The sequence below is a fragment of the Streptomyces sp. JW3 genome (genome assembly GCF_052216785.1).
Lineage (GTDB): Bacteria > Actinomycetota > Actinomycetes > Streptomycetales > Streptomycetaceae > Streptomyces.
Genome location: NZ_JBQOUX010000049.1, coordinates 25,472 through 40,593 on the forward strand (window position 1 = coordinate 25,472; position 15,122 = coordinate 40,593).

The 15,122-nt window shown below is 71.1% G+C and carries 14 protein-coding genes and 2 tRNA genes; 6 read left to right on the forward strand and 10 right to left on the reverse strand.

Features of this window, described 5'->3' with window-relative positions; all coding sequences use genetic code 11:
* Positions 1-17 precede the first annotated feature (17 nt).
* Complete coding sequence (gene rsgA, locus ACTT8P_RS20625; RefSeq protein WP_442833157.1) at positions 18-1,028, forward strand: ribosome small subunit-dependent GTPase A; 1,011 nt, start codon at positions 18-20, stop codon at positions 1,026-1,028.
* Between the two features lie 123 nt (positions 1,029-1,151).
* Positions 1,152-1,475, forward strand: coding sequence for a DMT family transporter (locus ACTT8P_RS20630; protein ID WP_442833158.1), 324 nt, complete (start codon positions 1,152-1,154; stop codon positions 1,473-1,475).
* A gap of 27 nt (positions 1,476-1,502) precedes the next feature.
* Here the strand turns inward: ACTT8P_RS20630 and ACTT8P_RS20635 are convergent, their stop codons facing one another.
* Positions 1,503-2,150 (reverse strand): TetR/AcrR family transcriptional regulator, encoded by a 648-nt coding sequence (locus ACTT8P_RS20635; protein ID WP_442833182.1) that lies wholly within the window; start codon positions 2,148-2,150, stop codon positions 1,503-1,505.
* A gap of 181 nt (positions 2,151-2,331) precedes the next feature.
* Here ACTT8P_RS20635 and hisN point away from each other — a divergent pair, with 181 nt between their 5' ends.
* A complete protein-coding gene (gene hisN, locus ACTT8P_RS20640) occupies positions 2,332-3,132 on the forward strand; it encodes a histidinol-phosphatase (protein ID WP_442833159.1) in 801 nt (266 codons plus the stop codon).
* A 104-nt stretch (positions 3,133-3,236) separates the two neighbouring features.
* Positions 3,237-3,623: a CBS domain-containing protein gene (locus ACTT8P_RS20645; RefSeq protein ID WP_442833160.1), complete on the forward strand. Its 387-nt coding sequence runs from the start codon at positions 3,237-3,239 to the stop codon at positions 3,621-3,623.
* Between the two features lie 74 nt (positions 3,624-3,697).
* Here ACTT8P_RS20645 and ACTT8P_RS20650 read toward each other — a convergent pair whose 3' ends face one another.
* Positions 3,698-5,149 carry a catalase gene (locus ACTT8P_RS20650; protein ID WP_442833161.1) on the reverse strand — a complete coding sequence of 484 codons (1,452 nt, stop codon included), beginning with the start codon at positions 5,147-5,149 and terminating at the stop codon, positions 3,698-3,700.
* Positions 5,150-5,292: 143 nt separating this feature from the next.
* Here ACTT8P_RS20650 and ACTT8P_RS20655 point away from each other — a divergent pair, with 143 nt between their 5' ends.
* The gene (locus tag ACTT8P_RS20655) at positions 5,293-5,709 is read left to right on the forward strand and encodes a Fur family transcriptional regulator (protein WP_442833162.1); all 417 of its coding nucleotides are present in this window, start codon (positions 5,293-5,295) and stop codon (positions 5,707-5,709) included.
* A gap of 119 nt (positions 5,710-5,828) precedes the next feature.
* Here ACTT8P_RS20655 and ACTT8P_RS20660 read toward each other — a convergent pair.
* The 4 genes from ACTT8P_RS20660 to ACTT8P_RS20675 form a co-directional block, all read right to left on the reverse strand.
* Positions 5,829-5,902, reverse strand: a tRNA-Met gene (locus ACTT8P_RS20660).
* Positions 5,903-5,955: 53 nt separating this feature from the next.
* Positions 5,956-7,767 carry a tetratricopeptide repeat protein gene (locus tag ACTT8P_RS20665; RefSeq protein ID WP_442833163.1) on the reverse strand — a complete coding sequence of 604 codons (1,812 nt, stop codon included), beginning with the start codon at positions 7,765-7,767 and terminating at the stop codon, positions 5,956-5,958.
* 207 nt (positions 7,768-7,974) lie between these two features.
* Positions 7,975-8,048: transfer RNA gene (locus tag ACTT8P_RS20670), tRNA-Met, on the reverse strand.
* 52 nt (positions 8,049-8,100) lie between these two features.
* Entirely contained in the window at positions 8,101-11,052 is a 2,952-nt protein-coding gene (locus ACTT8P_RS20675) for a UPF0182 family membrane protein (RefSeq protein WP_442833183.1), read from the reverse strand.
* Positions 11,053-11,218: 166 nt separating this feature from the next.
* Between ACTT8P_RS20675 and ACTT8P_RS20680 the strand changes: the two genes are divergently transcribed.
* A complete protein-coding gene (locus tag ACTT8P_RS20680) occupies positions 11,219-11,761 on the forward strand; it encodes a PPA1309 family protein (protein ID WP_442833164.1) in 543 nt (180 codons plus the stop codon).
* Between the two features lie 3 nt (positions 11,762-11,764).
* Here ACTT8P_RS20680 and ACTT8P_RS20685 read toward each other — a convergent pair whose 3' ends face one another.
* The 4 genes from ACTT8P_RS20685 to ACTT8P_RS20700 form a co-directional block, all read right to left on the reverse strand.
* On the reverse strand, positions 11,765-12,859 hold the full coding sequence (locus tag ACTT8P_RS20685) for a YlbL family protein (RefSeq protein WP_442833165.1): 1,095 nt from the start codon (positions 12,857-12,859) through the stop codon (positions 11,765-11,767).
* Positions 12,860-12,922: 63 nt separating this feature from the next.
* Positions 12,923-13,087 carry a hypothetical protein gene (locus ACTT8P_RS20690; RefSeq protein ID WP_442833166.1) on the reverse strand — a complete coding sequence of 55 codons (165 nt, stop codon included), beginning with the start codon at positions 13,085-13,087 and terminating at the stop codon, positions 12,923-12,925.
* Between the two features lie 220 nt (positions 13,088-13,307).
* Complete coding sequence (locus ACTT8P_RS20695; RefSeq protein ID WP_442833167.1) at positions 13,308-13,766, reverse strand: molybdenum cofactor biosynthesis protein MoaE; 459 nt, start codon at positions 13,764-13,766, stop codon at positions 13,308-13,310.
* A 127-nt stretch (positions 13,767-13,893) separates the two neighbouring features.
* Positions 13,894-15,015 (reverse strand): SDR family oxidoreductase, encoded by a 1,122-nt coding sequence (locus ACTT8P_RS20700; RefSeq protein ID WP_442833168.1) that lies wholly within the window; start codon positions 15,013-15,015, stop codon positions 13,894-13,896.
* Positions 15,016-15,122: the final 107 nt, after the last annotated feature.

Sequence of the window (15,122 nt, forward strand, 5' to 3'; positions counted from 1 at the left end):
GGGACTCGGGAAACGCCATGCGCCGCTACGGCAAGCACACCGACGAGGACGACATCCGCACCCGGCCGGGCCGCCGCAACACCCGGCCCCGGACCAACATCCGCCCCAAGCACGAGGACGCCGCCGAGGGCATGGTCCTCACCGTCGACCGGGGGCGGCTGACCTGCCTGGTCGAGGGCCGTACGGTCCTGGCGATGAAGGCCCGCGAACTGGGCCGCAAGGCGGCGGTGGTCGGCGACCGGGTCGCCCTGGTCGGCGACATGTCCGGCGCGAAGGACACGCTGGCCCGGATCGTCCGCATCGAGGAGCGCACCTCGGTGCTGCGCCGCACCGCGGACGACGACGACCCCTTCGAGCGGGTGGTCGTCGCCAACGCCGACCAGCTGGCCATCGTCACCGCCCTGGCCGACCCCGAGCCGCGCCCCCGGCTGATCGACCGCTGCCTGGTCGCGGCGTTCGACGGCGGCCTCACCCCGCTCCTGGTGCTGACCAAGTCGGACCTGGCCCCGCCGGACGAACTCCTTGAGCTGTACGGCGCCCTGGACATCCCCTACGTGGTCACCAGCCGCGAGGAGCTGGCCGACGGGGACGCGGCCGACCGGGTCAGGGACCATCTCACCGGCAAGATCACCGCGTTCGTCGGCCACTCCGGTGTCGGCAAGACCACGCTGGTCAACGCGCTGGTCCCGGACGACCGGCGGCGCTCCACGGGGCATGTCAACGCGGTGACGGGACGCGGCCGGCACACCACCACCTCGGCGCTCGCGCTGCCGTTGGCGGCCCCCGACAGCTGGGTCGTCGACACCCCGGGAGTACGGTCGTTCGGGCTCAACCACGTCGACCCGTCGCGCGTGATCCACGCCTTCCCCGACCTGGCGCCGGGTACGGAGGGCTGTCCGCGCGCGTGCAGTCACGACGAGCCCGACTGCGCGCTGGACGCCTGGGTGGCCGAGGGCCACGCGGACCCGGCGCGGCTGTACTCGCTGCGCCGGCTGCTGGCGACGCGGGAGCGGACGGAAGGCGACTGACCTTCGCGTTGTTTGCGAGGGCGGGGCACCGGTAAGTGCATAATCGCACCAAGCCGGACCCAAGCCCGAGCAAAGCGGTCACGGTGCCCGGGACTGCGGCTGGACCTACGGGAGGACGAACACATGGCGTGGCTGCTGGTCATAGTGGCCGGGGTGCTGGAGACCGGTTTCGCCGTGTGCCTGAAGCTGTCGCACGGCTTCACCCGGCTGTGGCCGACCATCGCCTTCGCCGCCTTCGCGCTGGGCAGCTTCGGCCTGCTGACCCTGTCCCTGAAGAAGCTCGACGTGGGCCCGGCCTACGCCGTGTGGACCGGCATCGGCGCGGCGGGCACCGCCATCTACGGCATGATCTTCCTCGGCGACCTGGTGTCGACCCTGAAGATCGTCTCGATCAGCCTGGTCATCCTGGGCGTCATCGGACTCCAGCTGTCGGGTTCCTCCCACTGATCACCGGCCCGGGCGGTCATCGGGCCGTCAGTGCGTCAGCCGCCGCGGCAGCGCGGTCCGTACCAGGTCGGCCACCCCGCCCTCGCCCGGCGGCGCGGCGACACAGGACAGGGCCAGCCGGACGGCCAGCTCGCATACCCGGGTCAGGTCGACGGCGTCCGGCTGCTCGGGGCGGCCGTCACCGGCCCCCGCGTCAGCCCCGGACCCCGACCCCCGTCCTGACATCGTCGCCGCCGCCCGGTCCCGGACCAGGGCCACGAACTCGCCGGGCGAGGGCAGCGGTCCGTCCGCCCGGCGCTGGGCCGGGACCGCGGCGGTGGACTCCACCGCCGCCAGCGCCGGGGCCGGCAGCCGCGCCTCCCAGCAGCCGGTGAGCAGGGCCCGTACCAACGGACTGCGGCGGGCGGCCGACGTGGTCCACTCGGCGGCGGCGGTGAGCTGTTCGCAGGGGCCGCCGGGGCCGGCGAGGGCGCGTTCGATCCCGGCGAGGAAAGCGTCCGCCTCCCCGCGCACCAGCGCCCGCCCGAGCCCCTCCTTGCTGCCGAACTCGTTGTACAGGGTCTGCCGGGACACCCCGGCCGCGGCGGCCACGTCCACCATGCGCACGGCGGACCAGGGCCGCCGGGACAGCGCCCGGTGGGCGGCGTCGAGCAGGGATTCCCGCGCTCCAGGCATCATCGCCTCCCCAGCGGCGAGCGGCTCTGCGGCCCAGATTTGACGCGCTCCGGGGCACTGTCAAGGGTGTGCGCGACGACCGTGCGCCCGTACGCCGTACCCGCCCCGGAAGCACCGCGCGCCACTCGCGGGCCGGTCACCCTGTTGGCCCGCCGCGGCTCCCGGCCGATACGGTTGCCGCATGCCCGACTACCTGGACGACCTCCGCCTGGCCCACGTCCTCGCGGACGCCGCCGACGCGACCACCATGGAGCGCTTCAAGGCGCTCGACCTCAAGGTCGAGACCAAGCCGGACATGACGCCGGTCAGCGAAGCGGACAAGGCGGCCGAGGAGTTGGTGCGCGGCCACCTCCAGCGGGCCCGCCCCCGGGACGCGGTCCTCGGCGAGGAGTACGGTGTGGAGGGCACCGGTCCGCGCCGCTGGGTGATCGACCCGATCGACGGCACCAAGAACTACGTGCGCGGCGTGCCGGTCTGGGCCACGCTGATCTCCCTGATGGAGGCGGGCGAGGGGGGCTACCAGCCGGTCGTGGGTGTCGTCTCGGCACCCGCCCTGGGCCGCCGCTGGTGGGCCGTCAAGGACCACGGCGCCTTCACCGGCCGCAGCCTGACCTCCGCCTCCAGGCTGCACGTCTCCCAGGTGTCCGGGCTCTCCGACGCCTCCTTCGCGTACTCCTCGCTCAGCGGCTGGGAGGAGCAGGGCCGGCTGGACGGCTTCCTGGACCTGACCCGCAAGGTGTGGCGCACGCGCGCGTACGGCGACTTCTGGCCGTACATGATGGTCGCGGAGGGCTCGGTCGACCTGTGCGCGGAGCCGGAGCTGTCCCTGTGGGACATGGCCGCCCCCGCGATCGTCGTCACCGAGGCGGGCGGCACCTTCACCGGCCTGGACGGCCGCCCGGGACCGCACAGCGGCAACGCGGCGGCGTCGAACGGCCTGCTCCACGACGAACTGCTGCGCCACCTGGAAGCGCGGCACTGACCGCACCCTTGTTTGCCTCCGCTTTACCTGTCACTCTGGGAGCCCCCTCACTTGTGAATTTGTGAATCCATGAACTAATCATGGTTCAGGAGGTGGCTCCACCCATGCTCGTCCGCGACGCCATGAGCACGGTCGTCCTCACCATCGGCCCCGACCACACGCTGCGCCAGGCCGCCGCCCTGATGGCCGCCCGGCGGGTGGGCGCGGCCGTCGTCCACGACCCCGACGCCGAGGGCATCGGCATCCTCACCGAACGCGACATCCTCAACTCCGTCGGCCGGGGCCAGGACCCGGACGCCGAGCGCACCCACGCCCACACCACCGGCGACGTCGTGTTCGCCACGCCGTCCTGGACGCTTCAGGAGGCGGCGCGGGCGATGACGCACGGCGGCTTCCGCCATCTCATCGTCCTGGACCGCGGCGAGCCGGCCGGCATCGTCTCGGTCCGCGACATCATCCGCTGCTGGGTCCCCGACCGCGTACCGGTCTGAACGCGCGAAACGGGCCGGGCCCCTCGAACCAACGAGGTGCCCGGCCCGCCGCCACGACAAGCGGTCCAGTGCTGTCAGCCGCGCAGGGCCTGGACCGCGGCCTCCAGCCGCTTGCCGAAGTCGCCGTCCGCCTGGCGGAAGTTGTTGATCGCGCGCTCGCGGATGTCCTCGCGCGAGACCTTGGCGATACCGCCGGCCAGGTTGTTGACCAGGCGCTCCTTCTCGTCCTCGGACATCAGGCGGTAGAGGTTGCCGGCCTGGACGAAGTCGTTGTCCTCGGTGTGCACCGGGGTCACGGTCTCGCCGGTGACACCGGTGACCGGGACGCCCTGCCACAGCGCCCGGTCCGTCTGGAACGGGCCGCCGAAGCTGTTCGGCTCGTAGTTCTTCGCACCGTTGTGGCGGCCGTCGTACAGGTAGCCGTCACGGGCGTGGGTGCGCGCCTCGGTGGCGTGCGGGCGGTTCACCGGCAGGTGGTCGGCGTTGATGCCGACGCGGTAGCGGTGGGCGTCGCCGTAGGCGAAGAGCCGGCCCTGGAGCATCTTGTCCGGGGACGGGCCGATGCCGGGCACGAAGTGCGCCGGGGAGAAGATCGACTGCTCGACCTCGGCGAAGATGTTCTGCGGGTTGCGGTTGAGCTCCATCTTGCCGAACCAGACGATCGGGTAGTCCGCGTGCGGCCACACCTTGGTCAGGTCGAACGGGTTGAAGCGGTACGTCGCCGCCTCGGCCACCGGCATGATCTGCACACCGACGGTCCAGGACGGGAAGTCGCCGCGCTCAATGGCCTCGCGCAGGTCGCGCTGGTGCGAGTCGGGGTCCTTGCCCGCGAGGACCTCGGCCTCCTCGGCGGTCAGGTTCTTGATGCCCTGGTCCGTCTTGAAGTGGTACTTCACCCAGAAGGCCTCGCCGGCCTCGTTGTTCCACTGGTACGTGTGCGAGCCGAAGCCGTCCATGTGCCGGTAGGAGGCCGGGATGCCGCGGTCGCCGTGCAGCCAGGTCACCTGGTGGGTGCTCTCCGGGCTCAGCCCCCAGAAGTCGAAGACGTTGTCCGCCTCCTGCGAGCCGGTGTACGGGTCGCGCTTCTGGGTGTGGATGAAGTCGGGGAACTTGATCGCGTCCCGGATGAAGAACACCGGGGTGTTGTTGCCGACGAGGTCGTAGTTGCCCTCTTCGGTGTAGAACTTCACCGCGAAACCGCGCGGGTCACGGACGGCGTCCGCCGCACCCAGGTTGCCGGCCACGGTCGAGAAGCGGAGGAAGACCTCCGTCTCCTTGCCGACCTCGGAGAGGAAGGCGGCGCGGGTGTACTTGGTGACGTCCGCGGTGACCTTGAAGGTGCCGTAGGCACCGGCGCCGCGGGCGTGCACGACACGCTCCGGGATGCGCTCGCGGTTGAAGTGGGCCAGCTTCTCCAGAAGGAGCTGGTCCTGGACGAGCACCGGGCCACCGACACCGGCCGTCTCGCTGTTCTGGTTGTCGGCGACCGGAGCGCCGGCCTCCGTAGTAAGCGGTCCCTGAGTCACGTGGGCCTCCTGGCCATTCTTGCTGTTCCTGTCCCTTGGCCTAAGCCGTTGCCGATCCTACAATGGACAATGTCTAAGTCAAGTAAGGCTCCAAAGTCACACTGGTTCGGGACACGGCTCCCCTGGCTGTTAGGCTGGTTCGCATGAGTGACCTACTGGAACGGCTGCGTGGACGTGGATGGCGTATGACCGCCCAGCGGCGCGTCGTGGCCGAGGTCCTGGACGGCGAGCACGTCCACCTGACGGCCGACGAGGTGCACGCGCGGGCCGTCACGAAACTCCCGGAGATCTCCCGGGCCACCGTGTACAACACGCTGGGCGAGCTGGTCTCGCTCGGCGAGGTGCTGGAAGTGGCGACGGACAAGCGCGCCAAGCGCTACGACCCGAACGCCCATCAGCCCCACCACCACCTGGTCTGTGCCCAGTGCGGCGCGATCCGCGACGTCCACCCCGCGGGCAACCCGCTGGCCGACCTCCCCGACTCGGAGCGCTTCGGCTTCACGGTGTCGGACGTCGAGGTGACCTACCGCGGCGTCTGCCCGAACTGCGCGGCGGGCTGACCGTCCACTTCCCCCGGCACCCTCGCGGTGCCGGGGATTTTTCACGTCCGTCCACGTCCGTGCGCCGGGCAACGCGTCGAGGGCCGGAACCCTTTCGGATTCCGGCCCTCGACCATCAGTAGCGGGGACAGGATTTGAACCTGCGACCTCTGGGTTATGAGCCCAGCGAGCTACCGAGCTGCTCCACCCCGCGGCGATGAATGCAACGTTACGTCAAGGTCGCGCGCGGAGGCAAATCGCGTGCCGTCAGGCCGACAGCTCCTCCCGCAGCGCGTCCCGCAGCCGGGCCGCCCGGCGGGCCACCTCGGTGGGGCCCAGGCTGACCGCGCGGTCGGCCCAGCGCTGGCCCTCGGCGAGCTCCCCGCGGCGGGCACAGACCAGAGCGAGGCGGAGTGCCGCCCGGCCGTGGCCGGCGTCGGCCGCCCGGGTCCACCACAGGGCCGCCTCCGGCTCGCTGCCCTCACGGGCCAGCAGCAGCCCGAGGTTGAAGGCGCCGTTGCGGGAGCCCGCCTCGGCCGCCGCCCGGTACCAGCGGGCCGCCTCCATGACGTCGCCGCGGGCCGCGGCCAGCATCCCGACCCGCACCTGGGCGCGGCGGTGGCCCTGCCCGGCCGCCCGCTCGTACCACTCCTCGCACTCGGTCTTCTCGTGCGCCGGCTCGCCCAGTTCGTGCGCCGGCTCCGGCGGCCGGCGCGCGTCGAGCAGCGTGGCCAGCCGGTAAGCGGCCTCCGCGCTGCCGCCGCCGGCCGCGCACCGCAGGTGCCGCTCGGCCTCCTGCTCGTCGCCGTCCCGCAGCCGGGCCATCCCGACCTGGAGCGCGGCCTCGGCGTGCCCGGCCGAGGCGGCCCGCTCGTACCAGCGCAGCGCCGCCGCGTCCTGTCCGCGCCCGGCGTACAGGATGCCCAGGTTGAAGGCGGCGTCCACGCTGCCCGCCTCGGCGGCCTTGGAGAACCAGGGCTCGGCACCGGTCCGGTCGCCGCCCTGAAGCAGCAGGATGGCCAGCGCGTTGGCGGCCTCCCGGTGGCCGGCGTAGGCCGCCCGCCGATACCACTGCTCGGCCTGCTGGACACGGCCCTGCGCGGCGCAGAGCAGCCCGAGGTTGTACGCGCCGTTGTCGTCGCCCGCGTCCATCGCCGCCCGGTACCAGCGCTCCGCGGTCTGCGGCTCGCCCCGCTCGGCGTGCAGCGCGCCCAGCGCGTTGGCGGCGTTGCCGTCGCCCTCCTGGGCGGCGCGCAGCCACCACACCGCGGCGCTCTCGGTGTCCCCGGCGTCGCGCAGCAGGAAGCCCAGCGCGCAGGCGGCGCGCGCCTCGCCGTCCTTGGCGGAGGTCAGGTACCAGCGCCCGGCCTCCTTCAGTTCGCCCCGGCGCTCCAGGATCGCCCCGAGGTGCAGCGCGGCCCGCCGGTGGCCGCGGGCCGCCGCCTGCCGGTACCAGCGCTCGGCCTCCTCGGCGGCCCGCTCGTCGTCCCCGATCGTGTCGCTGGTGCGCGGGTCCAGGGTCCGGGCCAGCCGGTACGCGGCCTCCCGGTGCCCCCGCTCGGCGGCCACCCGCATCCAGCGCTCGGTCGCGCTGTCGCCGCGGTGCTCCAGCAGGTCGGCGAGGGCATAGGCGCCCAGGACATGGCCCTGCTCGGCGGACTGGCGCAGCCAGTACTCGGCAGCGGGCTCGTCGCCGCGCTCGCGGAAGTGCCGCCCCAGCGCGTGCGCGGCCGCGGCCGATCCGGCGACGGCGGCGATCCGCCACCACCCGGCGGCCTCGTCGGCGTACCCGCGCTGATGCAGCAGGACACCCAGGTTGTTGGCGGCGGCCCGGTCCCCGGCCGCGGTGGCGGCCCGCAGATGCGGCTCGGCCCCGTCGAGATCACCGCGGCGCAGCAGCATGGACCCGAGCACGCTCATCGCCTCGACGTCACCGGCCTCGGCGGCGAACCGCCGGCGCACCTCTTCGGCCGCCTCGTCGGCGGCCTCCCCGGCCTCGTCCCGGACCCCGTCGGGACCGGATGGCTGCACAAATCGCCCCGTCTCGAACAGAGTTGCCATGTCCCCCATAACGTCCATCGTCGCACCACCTGCAACCTGCGTACACCCGGTATACCGCAGTCAGTGAGGTCACTTCAGCGTTTTGTCGACATGCCCACAGAGAGACAAGTCAAACACATATCGCCCAACTCCCGCGCCCGGCACGGCCGTCACACCGGACCGACACATGAGTTCGCACATGACGAAGGCCCGGATCCCTGATGGGATCCGGGCCTTCGCTGTCAGTAGCGGGGACAGGATTTGAACCTGCGACCTCTGGGTTATGAGCCCAGCGAGCTACCGAGCTGCTCCACCCCGCGCCGTTGTGATCTCAACCTATCACGGCGCGGGAGGGAGCCTGACCAGGGCGGGTCAGCCGCTGTCCCCGGCACTGGCGCCGGGACTCGGACTGGCCGTGCCGTCGTCCCCGTTCTTGTCGCTGCCACCGCTGCTGTTCTTGTCGGCCTCCGCCTGGGCCTCCTCGGCCCGGCTCAGCGCGTCCTCGAGGTCCTTCTGGGCCTCGCCGTACGCCGTCCAGTCGTTCTCCTTCAGGGCCTTCTGGCCGGCCTCGAAGGCTTCCTGGGCGTCGTTCAGCGCCTCCTGGACCGTGGGATCGCTCGAGGTCGGCGGTGGCTGGGTGGTGTCGTCGCCCTCGTCCGGCGGCTCGGCGGTCGTACCGCCGTCCCCGAACACCTTGTTGAGGGCCTCGTCCAGGGTGTCCTCGAAGGCCGTCTGACCGCCGTAGGTCACCAGCACCTTGCGCAGCAGGGGGTACTTGAGGCCGCCGCCGCGCACGTAGACCGGTTCCACGTAGAGCAGTCCGCCGTCCAGCGGCACCGTCAGCAGGTTGCCGTACTCCACCTCCGAGTCGCCGCCTCTGAGCAGCCTGATGGACTCGGCGATGTCCTGTTCGGAGTTGAACTGGCTCTGCACCTGTTTAGGACCGTCGACGGTCGTGCTGGTCGGCAGTTTCAGAATTCTGATCTTGCCGTAGCCGCTGGTGCCGGCCTCGGCGTCGACCGCCATGAACGCGCTGAGGTTGTCCCGCCCGTTGGGCGTGAACGTGGTCGTCAGCGAGAACGCCTGCTGGTCCTGGTCGGGCATCTTCATGCTCAGGTAGTACGGCGGCACCGCGTCGCCCGACTTGTTGGTCGGGTCCTCCGGCACCTGCCACACCTCGCTGCCGCTGAGGAACGTCTCGGCGTCGTCCACGTGGTAGCGGCTGAGCAGCTCGCGCTGGACCTTGAACAGGTCCTGCGGGTAGCGCAGATGGGCCATCAGGGCGTCGGAGATCTCCGACTTGGGCTGCACCGTGTCCGGGAACGCCTTCATCCAGGTCTTCAGGACCGGGTCCTCGGTGTCCCACTGGTAGAGCTTGACGTCGCCGGTGTACGCGTCGACGGTCGCCTTCACCGAGTTGCGGATGTAGTTGACCTGGTTCTGCTGAGCGACCACCGCGCGGTTGTCGTTGGTCGCGGTCAGCGAGTCGGCGGTGGTGTCGCCGAGCGTGGTGCGGGAGGCGTACGGATAGCCGTTGGTGGTCGTGTAGGCGTCCACGATCCACTGGATCCGGCCGTCCACCACCGCCGGATAGGCGTCGCCGTCGATGGTCAGCCAGGGCGCGACGGCCTCGACGCGGTCCTTGGGCGTGCGGTTGTACAGGATGCGCGAACCGTCGCCGATCGCCCCGGAGTACAGGATCTGCGGTTCGTTGAACGCCACCGCGTACGCGGCCCGGTTGACCGGGTTGGAGAGGTTGACCCCGCCGTCGCCCTTGTAGCTGGTGGTCTTCTCCCCGTTGTCGTCGGAGTAGTCGATCTCCTTCTGGGGACCGCCGACGATGGAGTAGGTGTTGGTCTTCTCGCCGTAGTAGATCCGCTGTTCGTACGTGCCGAGGTCACCCTTGGACGGCAGGTTGGACTCGGTGAACACCGGGCGGCCCTCGGCGTCGACCTCGGTGCCCTTGGCGGCGACCACGCCGAAGCCGTGGGTGTAGCGGAAGTGGTTGTTGATCCAGTTCTGCTTGTCCACACCGGCGAGGTTCAGCTCGCGCAGGCCGATGACGGTGTCCTGGTCGGCGCCGTCCTCGGTGCTGTAGCGGTCCACGTCCAGGTTGGTCGGGAAGGCGTAGTACTTCCGCATCTGCTGGAGCTGCTGGAACGTCGGCGAGACGATGTTCGGGTCCATGATCCGGACGCTGGCGGCGTCGTCGACGTCGTCCCGCAGCTGGGTCAGGTCCTTGGTGTCGCTCTTGCCGTCGTACTCGCTGACCTTGGTGCCGTCGATGCCGTAGGCGTCCCGGGTCGCCTTGAGGTTCTTCTCGACGTACGGCGCTTCCTTGGCCTGCTCGTTCGGCTGGACCTGGAACTTCTGCACGATCGCCGGGTAGAGACCGCCGATCAGGATCGCGGACAGCACCATCAGGCCGAAGCCGATCACCGGCAGCTGCCAGGTGCGCCGCCAGATGGTGGCGAAGAACAGCAGGGCGCAGATGACGGCGATGCAGAACAGGATCGTCTTGGCCGGCAGATAGGCGTTGGCGTCGACGTACCGCAGGCCCGTCCAGTTGTCGGTGGCCTTGAAGTCGCTGGACTTCACCGCCAGTCCGTACCGGTCCAGCCAGTACGCCACCGCCTTCAGGGCGACGAAGACGCCGATCAGCACGGAGAGGTGGCCGGTGGCCGCTCCGGTGGCGCGGGCGCCGGGGCTGGTGACGCGCAGGCCGCCGTACAGGTAGTGGGTGAGCGCGGCGGCGATCACCGAGATGATCACGGCGGCGAAGCCGAAGCCGAGCAGGAACCGGTACCAGGGCAGGTCGAAGGCGTAGAAGGAGACGTCGAGCTTGAACTGCGGGTCCTTCTGGCCGAAGGGCACGCCGTTGACCCACATCAGCCAGGTGCGCCACTGGCTGGACGCGGAGGCGCCGGCGATCAGGCCCACCAGGGCGGTGATGCCGAACAGCAGCCACTTCTTGTAGGGCGCGATGCCCATCCGGTACCGGTCGAGGTTCTGCTGCTCCATCGACATGGCGCTCAGCGGCGGGCGCATCCGGTGGGCCAGCCAGATGTTGAACCCGACGGCGAGGGCCATCAGCAGTCCGAAGACGAAGAAGAGTCCGATCTTCGTCCACAGGGTCGTGGTGAACACCGACGAGTAGTGGACCGACCGGTACCACAGCCAGTCCGTCCAGAAGCCCGCGAACATGGTGAACGCCATGGCCAGCACGGCCAGGACGCCCAGCGTCAGGAGCAGGGTCCGGACCCGCCGGGACGGTCGTCCCACTCTGATCCGTGGCCCCGTCGGGCCTCCGCCGCGGTCCGGCATCTGGAAAGCCAAGGTGAGCACCTCGAAGTTCGCTGTCGTATGTCCTCAGACCCCCGGGTTCGCGGGCCCTTCGTGCGCCCCCGTGCTCGTGGGCCCACACTTATGCAACTTACTCATCGTTTACTCGGTTCCCGATTCCGGCCCCGAACGAGGCAGGATTGTGACCATGTCCAACACCCCCATGGCGGCGAGCCCGCTGACCCGGTCCGTACTCGAGATCGACGAGTACGTCGCCGGTCTCGGCTGGGACCAGCCCGCCCGCCTCTTCGCCCTCGTAGACACCGCACGGCTCCAGGCCGAACAGCCCACGCTCGCGAACCGGCTCGGTCTCGCCGACGAGGGAGAGTCGGCCGGTCTCACCCCGATCGAGCAGGACGAAGTACCAACGGACCGGCCGCTGGACGAGTTCCTGGGCACCATCGCCTGGCCGGACGCGGTGGCCGGCTGCGCGCTCGCGGTGGAGCGGCTGATGCTGCCGCCGTCCGCCGAGGCGCAGGTGCCCGAGGGCCTGGGCGAGGCCGAGCTGGCGAAGTGGGTGGCGGACCACCCGGACCGGCAGGAGGTCCGGATGACGGTGGCCGTGCTGCGCGACGGGGCGCGCGAGTCGGCGCTGCGGCTGCGCGCGAAGGACACGCCGACGGAGGTGCTCACCGGTTCCGATCTGGTGCCGGGGCTGGCGGAGGCGCTGGCGGCGACGTTCGCCGAGTAGGTGTCAGCTCGCCGTGCAGGAGGGCAGCGCGTCGGTGTCGCCGGAGCGGATGTCCTTCAGCGCGGCCAGGGCGTCGTCGATGGTGCCCACCTTGACCAGGGTGAGCCCGTCGGGGGTGTCCTTCGCGGCGGCGGCGCAGTTGTCGGCGGGCGTCAGGAAGTACTGGGCGCCCTTGTCGCGGGCGCCGACCGTCTTCATCTCGATGCCGCCGATCGGGCCGACCTTGCCGTCGTCGTCGATGGTGCCGGTGCCCGCGACGAACTTGCCGCCGGTGAGGTCGCCGGGCGTCAGCTTGTCGTAGATGCCGAGCGAGAACATCAGGCCGGCGCTCGGCCCGCCGACGTCGGCGAGCTTGATGTCGATGCTGAACGGGAAGGTGTGGTCGGTCCCGGCCGAGATCCCGACGATGGCGCGCTTCTCGCCGGTGTCGTCGGAGGCGGCCGTGGTGATGGTGACCTTCTCGGTGGTGGTCGCCGTCCGGTTCTCCTTCTCGGCGGCGGCCTGCTCCTTGGCGGGCACCACCGTGAACGTCACGTCCTCGCCGGGCTTGTGCTCGGTGACGAGTTCGGCGACATCGGCGGGCTGCCTCACCGCCGTGCCGTCGACCGACTTGATGACGTCACCGGCGTGCAGCCGGCCCTCGGCCGGGGAGTCCTTGACGACGGTGGAGACCACCACCCAGGACTTCACCGGGATGTCCAGCTCCTTGAGCGCCGCGACCTTGGCGCTCTCCTGGGACTGGCTGAACTCCTCGGCGTTCTCCTGGGTCGACTGCTCCTCGGTCTTGCCGTCCGGGTAGAGCGTGTCGTGCGGCACCACCTTGTTGTCGTGCGCGAGCCAGCCGTACACGGCCTCGACCAGGTTCATCTTGTAGTCGGCGCTGGTGACACGGACCGTGGTCATGTTGAGGTGCCCGCTCGCCTCGTACGTCTTGTGCCCGGAGATCTGGAGCACCGGCTCGCCGTCATGATCACCCAGCGTGTTCACCGTCGGCCCCGGCGACATCTCCGCGTACGGCACGGGGATGAACACCCCCGCGCACAGGAGCGCGATCAGCATCAGGGTGGAGGCGAGCATCGTCGCGGTGCGGCGTGGCATGGAACGACAGTACGGGACGGTCCTGTCAGCGCACCGTCAGGGCGGTCCGGGCAGGGCATCGCCCTAGGAACGGCTGTGCTGCTTCTCCATGGCTTCGCGAAAGCGCGCGTACCCGTCCAGCTCGGGACCGTCGCTGCGTACCTTGCGGGTCCGGTTGGCCCAACTTCCCCACAGACCCGCGACGATCGCGGCCACCAGTGGAATGAGCAACCAGGCGAGCGCCCCCATGCCGACCTCCCGACCCCGTGTACGCGACTGACTGATCAGCAGATTAACCATCCGCAAGGTCAACGGTCGTGCCGGGGGTGCGGTTACGCAACCGGACGACCGCGCGGCGGCTCAGCAGGCCCCCACCCGCCCTCCCGTCGCCCGACCACCACCCCTCAACGACGGCGCTACGCGCCGACCCGCCCTCCCGTCGCCCGACCACCACCCCTCAACGACGGCGCTACGCGCCGACCCACTCCTCCGTGCCGTCGCTGAACGTCTGGTGCTTCCAGATCGGCACCTCGTGCTTGAGGTCGTCGATCAGCTGCCGGCACGCCTCGAACGCGTCGCCCCGGTGCGGGCAGGAGACGGCCACGACCACGGCGAGGTCACCGACCTGGAGGTCACCCACCCGGTGCACGGCCGCCAGGGCGCGCACCGGGTGCCCGGCGACGACCTTCTCGGCGATCCGCCGCATCTCCGCCTCGGCACTCGGGTGGCAGGAGTAGCCGAGCCGGTCGACGTCCGCTCCCCCGTCGTGGTCCCGCACGGTGCCCACGAACAGGGCGGTCCCGCCGGCCGAGGTGTCCCCTACGGCGCGGAAGACCTCGTCCACGGAGAGCGGTGTGTCCCGGATCGCGATCAGCTTCACGGGGTCCTGCGCGGCCTGCTCGCCGGGGTGATCGTTCATGGCTGCCATGTGTCCATCGTGCCGCACCGCGCGGACGACGCGGAACCGTACGGTCGGCCGGTACGCGCGCGTACCGCTTCGGAGGCTCCTACCAGCGGGCTCCCACCAGCAGGCTCTTGTCAGCGCGGTCCGCGGCTCAGATGCGCCGCCGCGCCTTGCGGGCCCGGCGGACCACCGCCGCCGCGCCCAGCAGCGCCACCGTCGCGCCCGCCGCGCCCGCCGCCGTGGCGTCCTTGCGGCCGAGCCGCCGCCCGGCCACCGTGTGCCGCCCGGACACCTCCTCCAGGAGTTCGGCGAGCACCTCCTCGTTGGTGTACTTGGGCCGCCACCCGGCATCGTGCAGCCGGCTGCCGCTCACCACCCAGGGGTACATCGTGTACGCCAGGTCGCCGGCCGGGGACGGCGTGAGTCCGATGCGGTGCAACCGGGCCGCCGCGCCCAGGGCGACCGCGGAGGGCAGCTCCATCCGCCGGATGCCGCTGAGCTCCTCGACCTCCTCCTGCTCCAGCCACCCGTCGCACCCGACGGCCAGCTCGCCCTCGACCTTCTCCAGGGCGGCGTACTCCAGCGCCCCGCACAGGTCGTCGACGTGGCAGAACTGCCAGGCGGGCCGCGACCCGGCCACCACCAGCAGCCGAGGGGACTCGAAGTACCTGGTCAGCGCGGTGTCGGTGCCGCCAACCAGGGTGGCCGGGCGGACCACCGTGACGTTCAGGCCGGGGTGCGCGCGGGGAGCGCGCCGGGCGAGCCGCTCGATCTCCAGCAGGTCGCCCACGCCGGTGGCCTCGGCCGTGGCCCGCAGCTCGGCGTCCTCCGACAGCGGCAGCTCGTTGTCCGGCAGCGCGCCGTAGACCATCGCGGACGTGCACAGCACCACGCGGTGCACACCGGCGGCCGCGGCGGCGGTCAGGACGGTCTGCGTCCCCCGGACGTTGTAAGCCGTCCGGGCGGCGGCGTCGGTCTCCAGGTCGAGGTCGAGCGCGAGGTGCACCACGACGTCGGCGCCGCGCAGCTTGTCGGCGATGGCCGGATCCCGCACGTCCAGGAGGTGCCAGTGCGCCTCGGCGCACTCGCCGCGCCGCTCGTCGATCGCCACGACCCGCTTGACCTCGTCGGACGCGGCGAGCCGCGCGGTGAGCAGCGCGCCGGTCCCGGACGCGGCACCGGTCACCGCCACGACGGGACCTCGCGCCACGGAGCCGGCGGGACTGGTTGACTGGTTTCGCGCTGCGCGAACCTGCGGATCTGGGGAACTCACCGGGCGTCTCCAGCGGTTGTCTTCAGTACGCACGCGGTGACGCGTACGTACCAGGTGGCATCCATCCTGCCGCAGGCCGTCAGTCGGCGAAGCACCGAGGCCCGATC